Here is a 20,024-nt window from a genome sequence, read left to right as displayed (position 1 = left end):
CTGGAATCGCTGCGAAATACGAAGACGCGGTAGGGCACGCAGCCGCCCGGCTGAGATCGCCGCTTTTTCCAACGACGTTCTTGACCGTGTGCTGAATCGCATGCGACCTCCCCCGAGGTACGTCATCTCGACGACAACAAGACCGTACTGATGAGGCCAACATTTCAGGCATAGGCGACCAACAGCGGACCGAGCTTAGCCCCAATACTTCGGTCCGTCACACACAGCAAATTGGCCGAATTTCCACGAAATTCTCACGGCGTGAAGCAGACGTTTCGCGAGTCTGCGAGGCACCCAGTCAGCGCTGCGTATGGGATCATCGATCGATAGCGCAAGAAGATAAGAAAGCGGAGATGAGACGCTGTCACCATTTGAAGCCGGAGTTTGTCGGCTACCTGACGAAGGCCCCGAGAATCGCGGCCGTGCACTGACCACGCAGTGGGCTCCGTCGTTCGAAGGCCTACATATCCTGCTGAAGAAAACATAGCCAGTTTGGGCGACAAGGACGATCTCGTGATCGAGCTCCGCCACCTCATTCACCGATCGCGCGATAGCCGCGTACGCCATATCGACTTCTTGCGATGCCGGACATCATGGGCCTGAAACACGTTCCCACCCATTTCATGATCACAACCCCGATCACCAAGGCATTGCATTTATCTGTCTTTTCAGATATTCGTTAATCAGATAACGTCGACCACTTGTCGCCAAGAGCCGGCATTCAAAGATATCGAGCATGCCGTGATGAACCACTACACCAGCAAAAACTTCGCGCTCACCAGAAGTGTCGGATTCCTGTTGAACAAAGCGCGCAACATGATCATCGCCGAGATGGACGCCGCCCTCAGGGATCTGGAGATCACCAGTCAACACATGGGCATCCTGCTTTCGCTGAAGAGCGGCGTGGCGACAACGCCTTTTGAACTGTCAAAGGTGCTAGGCATCGATACCGGTCTAATGACGCGCATGCTGGACAAGCTCGAAGACAAAAAACTGCTAAAACGGGTTCGCAGCGTCGACGATCGGCGTGTGATCAACCTCGAGATGACAGCCAGAGGTGAAGCCGTGACCACGCAGCTTCCGCAGATCGCACCGCAGGTTCTCAACGCACGCGTGAAGAACTTCAGCAAGGACGAATTCGATGAGTTGCGCCGGCTGCTAGGCAAATTCATTGGCGATAGCGAGTAGCGCCTACTCACAAGACGCTTCCCACTCACCTACCAGCGTCATGCCTGGAGCGCATCGCCATCGCGCTTCATGGGCGAAATCGTCCTTTCATCAGCTCTATTGAGGAGCTCCCGGTCCACTCATGTCTCAACGAGGTTTTCTCATCGCAGGCGAATCCAGTGGAACAGGCCGCGCACTCTCAGAGCGCCTGGCCAAAGCCGGCCACCATGTTGCGGGCATCGCGTGCCGTGTCGACGACACAGCCTTTCGGGGTGAACCCGTTTCAGTCGGGCAAGGTTCAACCGTGCGCGTTCCGCCCATCGATGGGATTCTTTCCAGCGTTGCTGGTTTTCTTTGTTGGGCATTTCATTTGATGGAGACGAGTCGTGTCGCTGTCGTCCAACTCGCTTGAGTTGAGTGATCAGGCTGCATCGCTGTGCATCCTGCTCCTGGAGGACGATGCACTGCTTCGGGATAGGGTGTTGGTGCCTAAGCTTCGTCGATTTGGCTTCGAGGTGATAACGGCCGGCCGCGTCAAGGAAATGCACGAGGCCATGGACAAGCGAATGCCCGACATCATTCTCTTGGATGTAGGATTGCCCGACGGAAACGGCTTTGATGTCGCTCGATCGTTGCGCGCGGAACACTCTGGCATCGGCATCGTCATCCTGACCGGACGTTCGCAGAGTTCGGATTTAGTACGAGGCCTGACCGAAGGAGCTGACGCGTATCTCTCCAAGCCGGTCGAAATCGAAGTGCTTGTCGCAACCCTTCAAAGCGTCGCTCGCCGATTGATGCCGCCGACGCGGATCGACGGAGCGACGTGGCGCCTGAGCTCCGACGCATGGTTTCTGATATCGCCAGCCAGCGGCAAGGTGAGGTTGAGCAGTGCAGAACGACGCCTTCTACACGCCCTCATGAAGCAGCCCATCGAAGTTGTTTTACGAGAGTCCCTCATTGCCGCATTGACGGACGACGTGACTGGTTTTGACCCTCATCGACTTGATGCGGTGATTTATCGCCTGCGCCGAAAAGTACTGGCCAATCTGGGCATACCGCTCCCACTCGATGTTGTGCATGGAACGGGATTCGTACTGGCGATTTGACCGTGACATCCGGCATCTTTCCTCATCGCTAGCGCGCTTGGGGAATCATTCTTCGTCGTTATCGCCCGCCATGCATCTCAAGCCCCCTCCAATCCATGAGGATCTGGCGAAGGCGCGGACAATACTCCATCGGTGATGGAACGGGGTCTCGGTGGCTAAGATCAATAGCCTGATGGAGGCGCCCCCATCGCATGAGTGCCCATCAACGCGTGATGTCTGCTACGGCAAGGCGCGACGTCTGCTACGGGTCGGACGACCGACATCATTTCAGGTCGCAGCACCGATCCGATCGACAGCGAAGTCCAGTTTAGGTGTGCACGGGGAAGACACCAGGCACGCGGCTAAGGTCATGCATCGATGATTGCAACTGCGCCTGATCGAACGTAAAGGCAAAGGGCAGTGTATTGCCGATACCTGGCTGGTCTTCAGCGGGCGTGTGCGGCTAGCGCATGACGTCGAATACTGCACCTGGGTCGCTATCGGAATTTGGGTCGCAGAAAAGACGTGAGGCCGGACATGCTTGTCCGGCCTCACGCGTACTACACAACTTGTCAGCCATGCATGCATGGCTGACTTGCTTACGGCATGGTGTAGCCAGCCGTGGCCGATCCCTGCAGGCGGGTGGCCTGCACTTTCGCACCTGCCGGGATGATCAGCGGTGCACCCGCGGCATCGGTAACCTGCAATGACTGGAAGCCATTGCCGGTGCTCTGCCACTCATAGACGTCACCGGCTTTACCAACCCACAGAATGTCGGCCAGACCATCACCGTCGTAGTCGGCAATGGAAGACATCGTGTAGCCCGGCGCGACGCTACGGATTTCCTTATCCACGATGGTGAAGCCGTTCATGATCCACCAGCTCATTTGATTCGTGCTGGGATTGGTCCAGATCAGATCGGTCTTGCCATCGCCATTGAGGTCGCCCGCGCCATACAGGACAAAGCCTGGCTGATGGTCGGCGACACGTTGACGCACAAAGTCACCCGCCTGATTGTTGATCCACACGTAGACGCTGTTGTCGTTCGGATTGGTCCAGACGATATCGGCGTAACCGTCGCCGTTAACATCGGCGACCGTCGGCACGTAACCCGAGGCAGCTGACAGCGGCGCGGGTGTTTCCATGGCCCAGTGGTACTGACGGGCACCCAACCTGAATGTCAGCGTCAGATCCAGCTGCCACCATTCAATCTGGCCGGTAGCGTTGTTGCGCCACAGCAGCTCATCCTTGCCGATGCCGTCGAAATCACCAGCCCCGACCAGGCTCCAGCCGGCCGCGTAAGGACTGCCAACCTGATGGGTGATATAGCTGTTCTTGCCGCCATCGCCGTCAGACAGCCAGACATACAGCTGATTGTCCGGTCCAGTCCAGGCCAGGCTGGCCATGTTGAATCCCGTCAAGGCAAACTTCGGTGCAGTACCGGCGAGATCATCCCAGTGCTGGTAGAAACCACCGATGGCCCCGATCGTGTAGCCCTTGGCAACCGACTGCGACGTCACCTGCTCGGCGACGCTACCCTTCATGGCGATGCCGGTGAAAATGCCGGCAACCGGATCGACCAAGGCGATATCGCTGTAACCATCGACACCCGGAATATAGGGACTCAGGAAGTCCGCCGGTGCGGCGTAACCAGTCTTGCGTGGCAGGTCGTATGCCACCATCGCTTTGACCAGATTGGCTGCATTGACCGTACCCAGGCCAGTGGCGTAATCGTAGCCGGCACCGGTCATCCATGCGGACGCCAGACTGACATCGCCGCCGTGGCTCAGCACGCCGAAGTGATTGCCCGCGGCGCCCACGTAGCAATCCGACGTTCCTGCATAACAGGGCTCGTCGATATCGCCCTGGGTGACGTCATTGAACACGCAGCTGCTGTCGATTGCCGCTCCGTTGGACGAATTGCACGCGCTCAGCTTGGCGACATTGGGCGAAGTGCGGGTGCCGTATTCCTTGGTCGCAATGTCATAGAACGCCGGCGTGATGTTGCCGTGACTCTGGCCCGCGGCCTGGTTGATCAGCGCCTGGATACCGGCCATTGCCGGTGCCGCGAAGGACGTACCGCCGGCGCTGTTGTAGTACACGTTGTCCGGATTACTGTAGTCACAGGTGGTGCCACCGACGCTCGAATCCGACATGCAGAACACCAGCGCGTGCCCATAGAGACCGTTGGCCGCAAACAACGCCAGATCCGGCTGCATGCGCGTCCCGTTGCTGGGCGCACCATAGATTCCCGTCTGCCAGATGGGCTGCGTATAGAAGAGGCTGGGGCCGCCGCTGCCACCGGCCGTATTGAGGAAGCGTTGACCTGCGGCGGTATTGCATGCGGTCAGGCGGTCGCTTAGCTTGAGTACGGCATCCAGCTTGCTGCTGGCGCAGGAGTCGTTCCAGGTCTGCTCGGGGATATAGCTGATTGCCGACAGGCCACCCGGCAGATTCGTCGCAGTCCAGTACTGGCTCGTCTGGTGATAGTCGTCGAAGTCCGTGCCGCCTACTGACACATTGAATGGCGTTGAGGACATGGCGTTGACGTTGATACCGAACGACGCTGCTTGCTGATTCTGGTCACAGCCGGCCGAACCCGCGTCACCTGATGACACATAGACCGTGACACCCTGGGCCGCGGCCTGCTGCCAAATCAAACCAACTTCGCTGACGATATTCGTGATGCTGAGGACTTCGCATTCGCCGTAGCTGAGGCTGAATACCGACGGTGGCGGGACATCCGGGTTATCGAGCAGGTTCATCGCCGCAGTGAACGGACCGAACTGCGGGCTATTGGTGTCATCGCAGGAGGCGAACACGATATTGGCATCGGGTGCCGCTGCACCAATCCACTCGGCATCCAAGGCCGCCTCACCTTCATCGCCATTCAGGCCGGGATCCGCGCAGGTGGGGTCGATGACTGGCTGAAGGCCCCCATTATTGACGATCTGGGCCACTGGATTCACATAGCTGACGACACCCTGCGCATCCGCCGGTAGAAAGGCCTGGCGAAAGGTATTGATGTCCGCCGGCTGCACATCGGTGCGCTCCAGCACGGCGATCGTCTGACCCGCACCACGAATGGGCGTGGGCTGGCTCCACAGCGGCTCGACGTTATAGATCTTGTTGAAGTCCGCCGGGACGACGTCATAGGCCGTCTGCTTATCCGCCGTACCCGGTGGCACGGTGAATTCCGGACTCGTGGAAACCTGGCTCCACTTGCCGCTGTGCTTGTCCTTGGTGACCACGCCTACATTGTGGTACTGCGGCTTCGGGAAGAAGTTGTCCAGCGAAGCGACGCCCTGTACCACCGGCGACAGCGCCTCGGGAATCTGCTGCTCGACCGTATTGGCGAAATGCGCTTCGCCCTTGAGCGCAAAGCTGTGCATCTGCGTGTGGAACGCACGACTCACTGTTGAAGCCGTACCGGAGAAGTGGATCATCATGCCGGTCGGCGACACCTTGTCGACCTTCAGGCCCTGCGCGCTCAGCCAGCCCGTTACCTGGCCGATGTCCGACTGGGCGGGGCCAAACATGGTTCCGATCTGTTTGGCGGTCAGCCACTTGTGGAAATTCGGCGAACCAGGATTGTTCAGCTGATTCACGTAGGCGTCGAAGCGGCTCTGCTTGTCCGGGCTACGCTTTAGCAGCAAGGTCATGTTGTGGATCAGCTTGCCGCCAGGCAACGTGCCCTGGTCGGTTGCGATCTGCGCTTTCAACGACCGACTTCCCACCACGGTAGTCAGATGGGCGTTATCGATCGTCTTGGTAATCCGGGCCGCATCCGGGGCAAGGCCCGGGGAGACACCTGCTTGTGCATTGGTCGCCTGAGCGCCAAGCGGCGCCACGACAGTGAGCGCCAGGCATATCGCCCAAGACGCCTTCTTTCCTTCTCGACATCGGATATGCATATCCCCTCCCCATTTTTAAGCCAAAACAGCTCTAGCCGGGCCGCGGATTGCGGCTCAGTGCTGGTGACGTTGTTGCCCCGCTCTCTCCCCCCGTGGCCATATCACGATGACGCTGCAATGACGCAGCAATGACATGGCCAGACTCACCCGACGGTATGCGAACAGACCGTCCACCGTCACCCGCAATTAATTCGCTCGACTCACCAAATCTCACCAAGCAGGATGAGAGGACAAAGAGGATTCCCTGGGCTATCGGGACCGGCCGCCATTGGGCGTGTCCTGGACTTTGTGTAAACGGGCCATTGGCAGGACACCGCCACCTGACCCGGAGACACCATGAGTCCGCGCAAGCTAAGGAGTGCCGGAGTCGCCGTATGCGCGGCATGACGGTGCGTGAGATCCAGGTACGCCTGGCTGTCTTGCAAATCACCCCCATTACACGGAGACGAACATGTCCAGTCAGGTGGCGACCTCAACCGGTCGATGCAACACATCGACAGGTGCGCAAGCAGCAGGCGTGTTGCATCGACCGGTTGAGGCCGCCGTCGGAAGCGGACGTCGAGCGAATGCAGAGATTCTCCAGCGGAGTGGTGCCGAAGCGATGAGGGTCGCCAACGGCTCGGGGAGCGCTACCGACTCAGGAAGTACTGGCGCTGGGTGCCCTTCCGCTAATGAAGTCCGCATGAGTATGACGCCGGCCCATATCCCGTACTGGCGTTCACGGATGTCCAGGAGTTCGCCCACCGCGACAAGCGTGTGCCCTGCTCGCCATCTTCAACATGAAAGTGGCCGGTTGCCCGGCCACCCTTCAAACATGTCGCTGAAGCAAGATCAGTGGCTCGAGCCAACGCTGGTGTTCTGACCACCAGCCGCCGAGCCTTGCAGACGGCTCGCCTGCACCTGCGTGCCCGCCGGGATCACCAACGGATTGCCCGCGGCGTCTGCGACCCTGAACGACTGGAAGCCGCTGCCATTGCTTTGCCACTGGTAGACGTCGCCGGCCGTACCCACCCACAGGATGTCGGCCAGGCCATCGCCGTCGTAGTCGGCAATGGCCGCCATGGTATAGCCCGGAGCGACGCTGCGAGTCTGCTGCGACTGCACGGTGAAACCGTTCATCTGCCACCACGCCATCTGATTGCTGGCAGGGTTGGTCCAGATCAGATCGGTATTGCCATCGCCATTGACATCACCCGCACCAAACAACACGAAACCAGCTGGATGATCGGCAATACGGTGCGTGGCGAATCCGCCCTGCTGGTCGTTGATCCACACATAGACGCTGTTGTCGATCGTGCTGGTCCACACGATATCGGCGTAGCCATCGCCGTTCACATCGGCCAGGGTCGGAACAAAGCCCGCGGCCACGGTGGTGATCGGCGAGAGCGTGGCTTCATATTTGAACGTGGTCCAATTGTAGGCGACCTTCCACCAGCCGAACTGGTGCGTCGTCGCGTTGAACCAGAACAGTTGCGATTGCTTGCTGCCATCGGGCGTACCCGCGCCGATCAATTTCCATCCGGCGCCATAGGAACTGCCGATCGACATCCCAAAATAGTCGCCGGTGCCGTCGCCGTCCCACAGATACAGGCGGTTGTCCGAACCAGTCCACGCCAACTGGCCAACACCGTTGCCGCCAAGAATATTGCCGACAGCACCGATACCATAACCGGCGGCAACCGATTTAGTCGCCGTCTGCACAACCACCGAGCCCTTCATGCCCAGCGAGGTGAAGGTGCCCTTGACCGGATCCACCAACGCGATATCGCTGAATCCATCGCCAACGCCATGGGAGGAGGACATGAAGTCGTACGGAGCCACATAGCCGTGCTGGAATGGCCGATAGAACTTGGCCACCGCATGCACCAGGTTGGTCACGTTGACGCTGCCCAGACCCGTAGCGTTGTCATAGCCCGCATTGGTCATCCAGGCAGGTGCCAGCGTGGTCACGCCACCGGCATTGGAAATACCAAACTTCTCCACCTGTGCGCCCGAATAGCAATCCCTGGAACCGGCCAGGCAGGGTTCGGCGATATCGCCCACGGTGATGTCGTTGAACACGCAACCGCTGTTGATCGATGCACCGTTGGAGGAATTGCACGCAGCCAGCATCGCCGTGTTCGGCGAGCCATTGGTGCCATATTCCTTGGCCGCAAGAGCATAGAACGCCGGCAGGATGTTGCCGCTGCCCGGCAGCAGATAGTTACTGCCGTTCCGCCCCACAGCCTGGTTGATCAACGCCTGCACGCCCGCCATCGCAGGTGCGGCGAACGACGTGCCACCGGCGCTGTTGTAGTACACGTCGTCGGGGTTGCTGTAGTCGCAAGGCGTGCCACCGACGTTCGGGTCGGACATGCAATACACCAGCGCGTGACCGAACAAGCCATTGGCTGCAAACAGCGACACATCCGGCAGGGTGCGGAAGTTGTAGTTGCTGCTGCCGTAGATGCCTGTTTGCCATGGCTGCTGGAACCAGTTCGTGCTGGCACCACCGCCACCGCCACCGGTATTCAAGAATGCCCTCTGCTGGGCCTGGCTAAGGTTATTGCAGGACTCTACGCCGCTCCCAAAGCCGAGCAAGGGATAGATCACGCTGCTCGCGCACGAGTCGTTCCAGGTCATCTCCGGCACGTAGCTGATGGCAGACGAATTCAAGGACAGGTTGGTCGAGGTCCAGTACTTGCTCGCCTCCCCCCGATCATGGAAATCGGTACCGCCCACCGCCACGTTGTACGGCGTTGCGCCCAAGCCGTTCACCGTCGCACCCTGGAAGGACACCTCCGCGCCTTGATCGCAAGCCACCGCACCCGCGTCACCGGACGAAACGAATACCGTTACGCCCTCCATCGAGGCTGTTTGCCAGAGGAAGCCGGCGAGACCGGCCATGCCATCCACAAAGCCGTCCGGCTCACACTCGCCGTAGCTCAGGCTCAGAATTCCCGGCATCACCGCAAAGCGGCTATCCGTGCCAAGGGTGATATTTTCCGCCGCCTGGAACGGGCCAAAAGTCGCTCCGCCCTGATCGCTGCACGATGCCACCACGATGTTGGCATCCGGTGCGGCTGCGCCGGCCCATTCGGCATCCAGCGCCGCCTCGCCTTCGTCCGGATACACCTCGCCCGGATCAGGGCAACTGGTATCCGCCGGATAAAGAAGTGGCTGGATATAGCTCACCGTGCCGGTGGCATTGGCTGGCAGGAAGGCCTGGCGGAAAGCCTGGATGTCGGCCGGCAGCACGTCCGACTGCTCAAGCACGACCACCGTCTGTCCCGCACCGCGAATCGGCGCGCCCTGTTGCCAGAGCGGATTGACGTTGTAGATCGTATTGAAGTCCGCCGGTGCCACGTCATACGCCGTACCGGAATTCGTTCCGGGCGGCACGGTGAAGTCCGGAGCGGATGCATCCTTGGCCAAGGTCTTCCACTGCCCGCTCTTCTTGTCCTTCTTCACCAGTCCGACATTGTGATAGAGCGGCTTCGGGAAGAAGTTGTGCAACGGAGCCGCATTCTGCACCACCGCCTGCAGTGCAGCGGGAATCTGCTCCGCACCAGCGTTGGCGAAATGCTGCTCGCCGTTGACCGAGTAGCTATGCAAGCTGGTGTGGAATGCCTTGCCCAGTGCCCCGGCGGTGCCGGAGAAGTGAATGGTCATTCCCGTCGGCGATACCGAATTGACGGTCAAGCCCTGCGACTTGATCCATTGCGTCACCTTGTCGATATCCGACTGCGCGGGTCCGAACATCTGACCGATCTGCGTGGGCGTGAGCCAGTGATGGAAATAGGGTGAGCTTGGATTGGTCAACTGGGCCGAGTAGGCGTCGGCTTGCTTCTGCTTGTCATCGCTTCGTTTCAGCAGCAGCGTGACGTTGCGGATCAGCTGCGAAGAAGGCAGCGGACCCTTGTCGTATTTGGTTACCGCCAGCGCCGGCCGGCTACCCTGCACGGTCGCCAGCTTGCCGTTGTCGATCGCCGCGTGGATTCGCGGACTGTCCGGCTGATAATCCGGATAGGCATTGGTGGCTTGTGGTGTCGCCGCAGACCCCACCGGTGACACGACGCTCCCCAGCGTCATGGCCAGGGCTACGCACCATGGCCGATACCGTTTTTCAATAAGCATCAGATATTCCCCGAGGGATAATGTGAGACGCCACCCATGGCCAGGCGGGACGCCTTGCGCCCTCATTTCTGCTGACCTAAGCCTTCCCGTGACGTCTTGCGAGGGCACCCCCTCTTCGGCGCCCGGGCCGCCAGACGGTATAGCGAGAAGACATTTTTTCCACGCACCGAAAAATACCCTACCTCTCACCAAATCTTTCCGTGCGCGCGCGCATGCACTCCAAACCGCCTGTTCAAAGCACCGTTTGGTACGGCCGCCAATGTCCGCAGCCTTTTAGATGTCCAATTTGAAGTCGGCACAGCAAGGACCGATAGCCCTTGCAGAGATCCAGCGTCATCGCTGTCGGAAGCGGACCATCCTGGCGCTCCAAGCCCCAGCCCTCATCTGCAACAATGAGGTCCGCAACAAAAATGATTGCCCAGACGATAGGAAGTGCCATTCCCGTCAGGGCACAAAGAACAAGCCCGTCGTGAGATGGTCAGCGGCCGACGAAGAGGGATGGGGCCGATTGGCCGTCGTCAGGCGCTGATAGTCGGGAACTGTTCTTTCAACGTACTTGGCACCGCTGGAGACGAGGCGGACGAACAGCCAGCCCGAACCATTGAAGGACGCGGCGACAGCACCAAGGAGTCAGGCATCCCCGGCACAGGCGCGATCCTCCCGGACCCATGAGAGGGCCAACCGCGCACCGCGCCGCCGGCTCCTCTAAAACCCTAAATGAAATGAAAACGTCGCTTCCGATCGCAAGGCGACACCTAGCCATCCCGCCCGAGACTAATTTTGCAAGCCAGGCCTGACGACATGCCAACCGCTGCCGGCAGGAAAGTCAGGCAAGGAGTATGCCTCGCCTTTCAGGTAGTTGTAGATCACCGGGTTACCTTGCGGATTGGTAGTGTCTATGGTCCACACATCGAGCTTGCCCGCGCTGTTGGCCCACAGTATTTCTTGGTTATTCGGCATGCAATTGCACGCGGAGTAGGTGAAATGACCAGCAGCGACCACCTGATAACCGGGCATCAAGGATTGCTGGCCTCCACCCCCCGCGACGATCCAGTTACTCGTCCACACCAATGTATTGCTGGTGTCAGAGGCGACGGTGTCAAACACAGTCAGCGGCTCCATTGCACCAAGGCTGTTTCGCTGCAGCAGCCCGGCAACGAATGTCCAGTTTCCGGATAGATATCCAAAGAATGACGCATTCAGCGTCTGGTTCTGAGGTAACCACAGATAGGTAGGCGCCGTGCCGCTCTGACTGACTTGTCCTTGCCAGTAGATCGCCGGTGTTGTGCCATTGGGTGAGTCGAATGCGGTCTCGATGAAAGCGATGTGGTAGCCACAGGTCACGGAGATTGTCGTGCGATTTACCACCTGGGTTCCTTTCATCAACCAGTAGCCGAATTCGCAGGCACTTTGGTTTTCCCAGATCAGATCGTCGTAGCCATCACCGTCGATGTCGGCGGCGCCGACCAAGGTCCAGCCCGCAGGGTAAGTGCCAATGTATGCGGGATCGAACCCAGAACCATGGCTGGTCCAGAGGTAGAGGTCGCGACTGTTGCTGGTCCAGATCAGATCGGCCAGGCCGTCATTGTTGAAATCACCCGTAGCAGCTATCCAGTAACCGGGCGATACAGAAATGAGCTGCGAAACTTGCGTGGTAATCGTTCCATTGGGATATGAGATGGGGTCGAGCAACCACCAACCAAATTGATGCGTCTCATCGTTCATCCACAACAGATCGGATATGCAATCCCCGTTGATGTCGTAAGGCACCGCAGCGTGTTGTCCGCTGCTATTGATACAGGTCGCCGTCGACGGCCGCGTGCTGGCCGCCAGGGCCCGTGGGATTGAAGCCGCTGTTATCGACGGACCACTGCATGCCTCGCCGAGACAGAGCGATGTTTGGGCCGCAGGGAAAGAGCGTTCCGCCGCGGCCACCGTTTCGGCTCGCGGATGCATGTCGATGTACGGAATTACGCCAGCGCTGTCAGAGGCACGCGCGACAGGCGACAGCATCAGGCATACGGAGAGCAGCAGGGCTCTCTCAAGGACTTCCTTGACCATACCACCCCCTTAGATCGGTTGGAGCAAAGCGCAAAATGCACGAAGCCAATTAGACCCTTGCGCCATTGCCGCGGTGAATTCCCCTGTAGATGATGCTGCCTACCGCATCTTGCTGACGGCGGCAATCTACGCATATCCCCAGGCAGCCGCAACCAGGCGTGCGCCTTACGATTCGCAAGTATTTTCGCCTGGCCATCTATTTGTTGTCAGTACGCCGGAGCGAAGAAATGTGATGAGCAGCTGACCCGAGGCATGCCACCGATGGGTGGCGCCGAGGTTGGCGGCACAGCGACTTCCCGGTCCAAAGACGGATTGCTAGACGATGATACCTGGAGCTATCCGCTGAACTGGACCGTGGTAGGTGCTCCGCCCTTGCCCTGCCCCGGATGTTTGTCACCGGATTAGCGTGTATCAGTGAGAAGGTCGCACAAGGCGGCCTGCTCTCCTTGCATCGGCACCGCCATGCTGACCAGCGAATCGGAGCAGAGCTCACCTATCGGTGTGGCGCATCACGCCAGGATCATCACTTCCAACAGCAAAGATCGGCCGAGCGCTGATCGATGCACCGTCTTCCCGGTGGAACGGCGACATAACCTTTTGCAGGCGCGATAGGCGCGATAGACCGACCGGGGTGCGGAGCGCGCCCCGGTCGGTGTTGCCCGCGCGGTGTTGCCACCGTCAGGCCGTTACCAGTTAGCCGGGTTGGCTGTTCCATTGGCGGGGGCACCGACGACCCACCAACCGACGGGGTAGGTCCACTTGACATAGTTGGTCAAGGTCGGTGCGTTACCCGAAAAAATGATATCGGACCCAGGCAGGCCGCCCGTAGTGATCGTATTGCTTGCCTGTTCGATGGAGTACAGGCCGGTGGCATTAACGCCATTGCCCTGGATGACGTAGCCACCCGAACCCAAGGGTGACGCGCCGCCGTCCCAGTTCATGCCGCCCTGAAAACCGGTCTGGTTGCCCCGAGCATCAAAGATGCGAGAAAAAATGCTGCCCGTGGCGAGGCCACCTGGCGAATTGCTATTGGCCTGGTAGTACTCGATGCCCATGCCGTTGCCCATGTAACCGCCGCCCAAGGCCCAGATATTGGCCATGCTTCCCACGTAGCTGCTGAGGTTATAGGAGACGAACCCGGCCGGCTTGCTGTCCCATATGTAGAGATCATTGGCGGCGCTGGACCACAGAATGCTAAGGCGATTGGACGGCTGGTAATACCCGATGCCAATGGGATAGTAGCCACAGGCGATATCGATGACCCTATAGCCGGTTCGGACCGCGCCCTTCATCGTCCAGTAGGCGAACTTGCACTCCGAGGGGTCGAGCCACAGCAGGTCGTCATAGCCATCGCCGTCGATATCGCCTGCACCGACCAACTGCCACTGGCTGGGATACGTACCTATCTCGGTGGACTGCCAATGACCGTGCTGATCATTGGTCCACAGCCAAAGATCGTGATTGGCACTGGTGAATACGAGGTCGCCGTAACCATCGTTGTTGAAGTCCCCCACGGCGCCAATGAAATAACCGGGAGTCACCGCATACGAAGCCATTCCGACGCGAGTCACGCCACCGCCTGAAAATGGTACGCCCACGGTCGTGGCGTTCATCGTCCAATAGCCAACTTGACTGAGGATGGGATTGAACCACAGCAGGTCCGACGTGCCGTCGCCATTGAAGTCACCCGGGACATAGTTACTTCCCGGCTTCGGTGTCGATACCTGAAGGGCTGGCAAGGTGCCGAATGAAACCACGGGTGACGTTATGCTCGTGGAGGTGGCCGCCATCTGAGCCACTGGTGGGTTAGAAGCAGCCGCGCTATGTGACCAAGACGCGGCAAGCAAGAACGACAAAGCGATGCCGCCGAAGCGGCCGTGATGCTTGGACATGATTCCCCCCGTATTGACCTGGCCACCAGGCCAGATGCTTCCCGTCGTTAGCTTAAATCAATTCCGGTGCGTCAACCCGCACGCCCCGGCCTGCCCGGGACGCCAACCGGGTACGCGTTCTCATTCGACCGGCCGAGAGTAAATACTGGCGGAACAGTACTTGTGAACCGGCTGAGATAGACGGCTGTATCCGCACTTGCGGTTCCTGGGCCGCCATTTTGCGTGGTCGTCGCCGTGAAAATCGATCCGCCATTCCGGCCTTGTGCTAGAGCGAACGCTCTCAAGTACAGAATCCCCACGTTCGGCTCCCGATTCGGCAGCACGTGAGTTGGGGTGGCCTCTCCCCCTCTCGATCTTCACGAACGCGGCCAGGACATAGGAGCGCCCATTTCACTTGTCCTTTATCCGTTCGGGAGCAGCATCTGCGGGATTTTCGTGACGGTTGCAGACAGCACAGCCTTTCGTCAGTCACAGTCAGCTAAAGGGGCTCACATGAAGCGCGAGAAGAGCAAGTCCGGCGGGACTAAGCGTCCGCAGGCCCATGCCGAAGCACCGGTAGTCGCTGATCCAGCGCCCTCAATGCATCGTTCGGTGGACAGAACTATTGGCTACCCCGTATTTGCCCAACCGCAACCGACGCCGGATCCAACCTATTTTCGGGTCAGCCACTCCAATACGTCAGATGACGCAGCCTACAAGGCCATCGACGCTCTCAACGCCGCGCACAAACTGCATGCGCTGCCGTTTCCGAAGCCACGCGGAGGTGTTGAACCGCGCCTTACCATGAACGACGTCCTGGGTGGCAACGACGCCGTCGTGCAAGACATCGTCAAGGCCGGACAACTCGTTTTCCATTCGACAGGCGATTGTGGAAGTACGCGCGGCCCCAAGGAGCAAAGCGCTGTCACGGACAAGATGGTTAGCGACTTCAACGAAACGAGGAGAGAGGAGATACCGCAATTCAATTTCCTTCTCGGCGACATTGTCTACAGCTTCGGTGAGGTCACCTACTATTACGATCAGTTCTATGAGCCGTATCGCGACTACCCGGCGCCGATACTCGCCGTAGCCGGAAATCACGACGGCATGGTCTCGCCGCTGGCGCACGCGAAATCGCTCGAAGCGTTCCAGCGCAACTTCTGCGCAGAGGCCTTTGCCGTGACCCCCGAGGCCGGCGGCTTGTCGCGTACGGCGCAAATACAGCCAGGGGTGTTCTTTACTTTTGAGGCGCCATTCGTCCGGATTATCGCTCTCTACAGCAATACGCTGGAGGATCCGGGCGTTATTGCCGATGCAAATGTCGGTAATAGCCAGCTCGCCTTTGTCGAGGCAGCCCTCAAGCGAGTCAAGGCGGAGAAATACAAAGGCGCGCTGCTCTTCCTCGATCACCACCCGCCGTACACGGTGTCTCGTCACGGATGGAGCATTCAACTTCAAAAGCAGCTGGACGATTTGTGCGACAAGATTGGCGTTTGGCCGCACGCCTTCTTGTCCGGGCATGCACACAACTATCAACGCTTCACGCGCACACGAGCGGACGGCTCTCAGATCCCGTACGTGGTTTGCGGTAACGGTGGGCATAACGTCCAGAAGCTCAACATCTCGGGTCTGCGTGCCCCACAAATCATTCAGAACGCATCTCGCAACGCCAACAAGATCGTCCTCGAGAGTTACGACGATACGAATTACGGCTATCTGCGGGTTATCGTCGACGACAAGCAATTGCGCATCGAATATCACCCAGCAACCGATGGAAAGGACACGAAGACGCCGGATGACTTTGTGACCGTCAACCTCACGACACGAATTCTGGAGCACTACGTTGCGAATGATCTCGGGATGCCAGCGGCGGCGGCGCAGGTAGGGGCATTGCAAAAGGATCAGGCCAAGCCCAAGAAGGGGAGCCGTCGCTAACTCCTCCCCGAGGACTATTTTCCAGTCGACTTGGGATGTCTCCCAACTTCGCGCCGTGCTTTGGGGTGGCCGGCCATTCTTTGCCGGCCTTGTTCATGTGTGAACGTGAAAGCGCGGGCGACCTGATGATGGTGTCGGTGCTGCTCAGGCTGAAATTATCGGGCATTCTTGACGAATTTCCGAACCTGGCTGCCTATGTCCCCCGCGGCGAAGCGCGGTCCGCATACAAGCGGGCCTTCGCCGCCCAATGGGCGATGAACGCCGGTATGCCCCTAGCCGGCTGATTGGGCTCCATCCTGGGCTCGAAGCGTGGCGAGATGTCCACGGTACGCTAGTCGATGGCACGTTTGGCGATGGCCGCCACGAATTCATCCAGATCGGTGGTGCCGGTGTTGCTAAGGATCACGATCGTGATGTTCTGGTCACGCACGTGAAGCAGTTGTGTCTGAGCACCCATGATGCGACCGGGGCGCTTCATTATCGGGTGCGGCTTGCCGTTGACCTTGGTCTCGTATGACCACGCGCCAAAGGCGTAATCGTCGAGGCCGGGCTTCAACATGACGTCGAGGGTGGTTTGCTTGATCAGCTTGAGCCCGAACAGCGCGTTGGTAAACGCAAGCAGGTCATCACTGGTGGAATACATCGCCCCCGCGGAATACCAGTTCTCCGGATACACGGGCAAGTCATTGGCCAGCGCTTTCAGATCATCACGATAGAAGTACGTGTCCGCCAGTCCATCGATAATTTCGTACTGATGCAGCATGCCGGTGTTCTTCAATTGCAACGGCTGCAAGATTCGCGTCTTTAGCACCTGGTCAAACGGTTGTCCCACGACGTGCTCGATGATCTTGCCGAGCACAATGTAATCAGCGTTGTTGTAGTCGAATACTTTGCCCGGGACATTGACCAACGCACCGCTGCAGAATTTGCTCAACAGCTGGTCGCTTGTGTAGGGCACTTGATACACGGGAAGACCGTGCTCGATGGCGTCGGCAGCGTCTTTGACGTTGTCGATATTCGGTAAGCCGGAGGTGTGATCGAGCAGCTGGTGAATAGTCACCTGATCGGCCGCCGGCCCAGTGTAGTCGGGCAGGTAGGCCTTGAACGGGCGATCGAGATCGAGCTTCCCTTGCTCGTAGAGCTGCATGATTAACACCGAAGTGAACAGCTTGGTGATGGACGCAATCTTGAATCTTGTTTGCCGCGTGTTTGGCACCTTGAGCGCGATATTGGCCATGCCGAAATTCTTGGCAAGTGCCGGCTGACCGGGCTTCTGCACGAGGATCGTGCCGTTGAACTTGTGCGCTTGTGCATAGCTCGTCACGAAGTCGCCGAGGTCATCTGACTGGGCCCATGCAAGCGGCGCAAAGAGCAGCGCAAAGATCAAGACGATCTGTTTCATGAGCTGTTCCGGAAAATGCGGTGGGACATCTATACGCGTTCCTCCGAGCAGTGGCATGGGCAGGAAGTCACCTGGAAGCTCCGTCCACCAACGGCTTTTCATTGGCGTAGAGAAGTCGCCCTGGTGAGATGCCTAACCAAGGAACGAGTAGATATCGGGCGCTGGCATGCATGGGTCAGGTCTCTGTTGCGCCGAAAGCCAACCTGACGACCCGACCTGGTCAGAGTCGCCGGAAGAGCACGACCTCGTGCTCTTGAAGCCTTATATAGCCCTGGTCAATGGGTAGCCATCCCGCGCGCGTCCACTACGGCTCGCGTCACGGATGCTTCACCTTGGCAGCATCGTTTAGCAACGCGTCAAGGTCGCTGCGCTTCAAGAGGCGGCCAGCAAGCATCACCGCGCGAATACGCTGGGTATTGCGGATGTCCTTGGTGGGGTCAGCATCGAGCAACACCAAGTCGGCCCGCTTGCCCACGGCCACCGAGCCGCTCGTGTCCTCGATATGGAGGAATCGGGCCGGCTCCAGCGTCGCAGCGCGCAGTGCCTCAAGCGGCGTAAGTCCCGACGCCACCAGCAACTGCAATTCCTCATGGAGGGCAAACCCCGGGTAGACGCCCGGCATGGGTGAGTCCGTGCCTGCCATGATCGGCACCCCAGCCTGGTGCATGATGGACACAATGCGGTGGGCGATCGGCCAGCGCAGATCTGCCAATGTCGCATCTTCCTTCGTGTAGTCCGCCAAGAATCGCTGCCAACGCACTTGCTCGTCGGGGCGAAGAAGTCGCCAGCGGGAATCGTCGCCATGGTCAGCGCTTTGGGCGAATGAGTCTTCGTCGGCAAGCACGAGCGTTGGGACTTGCACCTGACCGGTAGTGGCCAGTGCTTTCGCCATGCGTCGGCAAACAGCTTGGTCAAACGTATCGAGAACCTTCGCCTCCTGCGAGCTGGCGCGCGACATCAAGGCGTCGTCACTGAGACCCTGGCGCTCCTCCAGAATCTTGCCCTCGGCGGATGAGCAGGCCTCGTATGCCTGTGTCAGGTGCTCGCTGGTAAGTTGCCCCGAGTTCGCGGCGTCCAACAGCGTCACACTCGCGGGCACATGCCCAACCACTGGCAGCGATCGAGATCTTGCCTCGGCCAGGATGGCGCGCCAGTGCGTGGAAGGGACGTCAGAGAACACCTTGATGAAGTCGGCACCGGCAGCGGCGGCGGCGTCCACGCCAGCGGCTGCATCGCCCGGTGATTTGCCGTGCACGGCAATACCGGTAGCAAGCACGCGCGGCGCAACGAGTTCTCCATTGTCCACGGCCGAGCGCCAGCGCTTCACCAGGAGGATCGATGCCGCATCGGAGCGCATGTCCCTCACGCCAGTGACCCCGTTGGCGACGTACATGGCAAATGACCAGTCGTTGGGTGGGCGGTGCGAGGAGAGATTGAACAGATGGACGTGCATGTCCGTCAGGCCGGGAATCAAGAAGCGTCCCCGACCATCGACACGCTGGGCCGAGTCAGGTATGCGCACTGCGCCCGGCGCGCCGATGGAAGCAATGCGGCCGTCTTCCACTAGGACCGTTCGCGGACCGACGGTGTGCCCGCCGTCGACGTCGACGATCATCACATTCGTGATGGCAACGGCCCGGTGATCAGGTTCAGCCGCTCCCAATGCCGCTGTAGCCCCCAGGAGCATCGCAAGCGCGCCTGGCATCACCAGGGACGCCATCCATTTGCGATAGGGAGCGCGCATGCAGGATTTATTCGTCAAGGAAAGGTCATCCGGCCGAGGAAGCTCGCCATGACTCCAACGCTATGGACTGTGACTTTTGTGTCAGAGCCGAATCTCATCGCGGTAATGGCTGCCTCTCTGGTTGAGATTGAGAAAAGGTCTGCGTTGGGTCGACAGCTGACGTTCAAGCATGCCGGGCACTGTACCCGACCCGCAACATGGCTAATCTGAGAAGTACTCAGTTCGCCGGGCTACTTGAGAAGCCATCTTGTGGAAGTGGAGCAAGGAAGTCAGATACCGGCTCAAGGATCAACTCCGGCAAGCTCTCGGCAATGGCCGCTCGTAGTTGTTGCCAGGCCTCCGGATCGACGGACGGACGAGCCAGACCTTCGGCTTTGGCCGCCGCAGATGGCCACTGCGTATAGCTATACCGAACATCGTCGGGGCCACGGTGCAGGCGTGAGCCCAGCGACCCCCGTTCGGTCAAGAGCAACTTGGTGACCCGCGACCAAGCCTGCACAAAGGACTCTTCGGAGCCCGGATGGAGGCGCCAACGATAGATGGCGCAAAATGCTGGACCAACGTTATCCATCACCAAATCCATCAAAAGTGGAACTTCTACTATCGCACTTCCAAGCGCTCGACTGCAGCCATGTCATGCCACTTGTTGAGAAGGCTCGCCTTGTTTGGCACCCTATGGTTATTGGTTACACCGACAAAGCGGCGCGCAGCTTTTGTTCGGCTTCACTC

The 20,024-nt window shown here is 59.2% G+C and carries 10 protein-coding genes and 1 pseudogene; 4 read left to right on the top strand and 7 right to left on the bottom strand.

What is annotated here, in order from left to right; translation table 11 throughout:
- Positions 1–744: 744 nt before the first annotated feature.
- Positions 745–1,188, top strand: coding sequence for a MarR family winged helix-turn-helix transcriptional regulator (locus OUZ30_RS01485; protein ID WP_266180388.1), 444 nt, complete (start codon positions 745–747; stop codon positions 1,186–1,188).
- A 365-nt stretch (positions 1,189–1,553) separates the two neighbouring features.
- Positions 1,554–2,273, top strand: coding sequence for a response regulator transcription factor (locus tag OUZ30_RS01480; RefSeq protein ID WP_266180387.1), 720 nt, complete (start codon positions 1,554–1,556; stop codon positions 2,271–2,273).
- Positions 2,274–2,851: 578 nt separating this feature from the next.
- On the opposite strand, the gene OUZ30_RS01475 is transcribed toward OUZ30_RS01480, so the two are convergent.
- The 4 genes from OUZ30_RS01475 to OUZ30_RS01460 all read right to left on the bottom strand — a co-directional run bounded on the left by OUZ30_RS01475 (position 2,852) and on the right by OUZ30_RS01460 (position 14,235).
- Positions 2,852–5,974, bottom strand: a complete 3,123-nt coding sequence (locus tag OUZ30_RS01475; RefSeq protein WP_266180386.1) for a protease pro-enzyme activation domain-containing protein — start codon at positions 5,972–5,974, stop codon at positions 2,852–2,854.
- A 1,023-nt stretch (positions 5,975–6,997) separates the two neighbouring features.
- Positions 6,998–10,282, bottom strand: coding sequence for a protease pro-enzyme activation domain-containing protein (locus OUZ30_RS01470; RefSeq protein ID WP_266180385.1), 3,285 nt, complete (start codon positions 10,280–10,282; stop codon positions 6,998–7,000).
- A gap of 774 nt (positions 10,283–11,056) precedes the next feature.
- The gene (locus OUZ30_RS01465; RefSeq protein ID WP_266180384.1) at positions 11,057–12,343 is read right to left on the bottom strand and encodes an FG-GAP repeat domain-containing protein; all 1,287 of its coding nucleotides are present in this window, start codon (positions 12,341–12,343) and stop codon (positions 11,057–11,059) included.
- A 686-nt stretch (positions 12,344–13,029) separates the two neighbouring features.
- Positions 13,030–14,235 (bottom strand): FG-GAP repeat domain-containing protein, encoded by a 1,206-nt coding sequence (locus tag OUZ30_RS01460; RefSeq protein ID WP_266180383.1) that lies wholly within the window; start codon positions 14,233–14,235, stop codon positions 13,030–13,032.
- Between the two features lie 492 nt (positions 14,236–14,727).
- Between OUZ30_RS01460 and OUZ30_RS01455 the strand changes: the two genes are divergently transcribed.
- Together OUZ30_RS01455 and OUZ30_RS01450 are read left to right on the top strand one after the other, a co-directional pair.
- Positions 14,728–16,149: a metallophosphoesterase family protein gene (locus OUZ30_RS01455; protein WP_266180382.1), complete on the top strand. Its 1,422-nt coding sequence runs from the start codon at positions 14,728–14,730 to the stop codon at positions 16,147–16,149.
- Positions 16,150–16,259: 110 nt separating this feature from the next.
- Positions 16,260–16,433: pseudogene (locus OUZ30_RS01450) on the top strand (glutathione S-transferase family protein); the annotation flags it as partial.
- Between the two features lie 47 nt (positions 16,434–16,480).
- On the opposite strand, the gene OUZ30_RS01445 reads toward OUZ30_RS01450, so the two are convergent.
- From OUZ30_RS01445 to OUZ30_RS01435, 3 genes are all read right to left on the bottom strand, one after another.
- Complete coding sequence (locus OUZ30_RS01445) at positions 16,481–17,551, bottom strand: serine hydrolase domain-containing protein (protein WP_266180381.1); 1,071 nt, start codon at positions 17,549–17,551, stop codon at positions 16,481–16,483.
- A gap of 316 nt (positions 17,552–17,867) precedes the next feature.
- A complete protein-coding gene (locus OUZ30_RS01440; protein ID WP_266180380.1) occupies positions 17,868–19,295 on the bottom strand; it encodes an amidohydrolase family protein in 1,428 nt (475 codons plus the stop codon).
- Positions 19,296–19,512: 217 nt separating this feature from the next.
- Positions 19,513–19,878 (bottom strand): antibiotic biosynthesis monooxygenase family protein, encoded by a 366-nt coding sequence (locus OUZ30_RS01435; RefSeq protein WP_266180379.1) that lies wholly within the window; start codon positions 19,876–19,878, stop codon positions 19,513–19,515.
- Positions 19,879–20,024: the final 146 nt, after the last annotated feature.

The organism is Dyella humicola, from assembly GCF_026283945.1.
Taxonomy (GTDB): Bacteria; Pseudomonadota; Gammaproteobacteria; order Xanthomonadales; family Rhodanobacteraceae; genus Dyella; species Dyella humicola.
The sequence above is the reverse complement of the archived record's forward strand: the minus strand, read 5'-3'. Positions and strand labels throughout refer to the sequence as shown.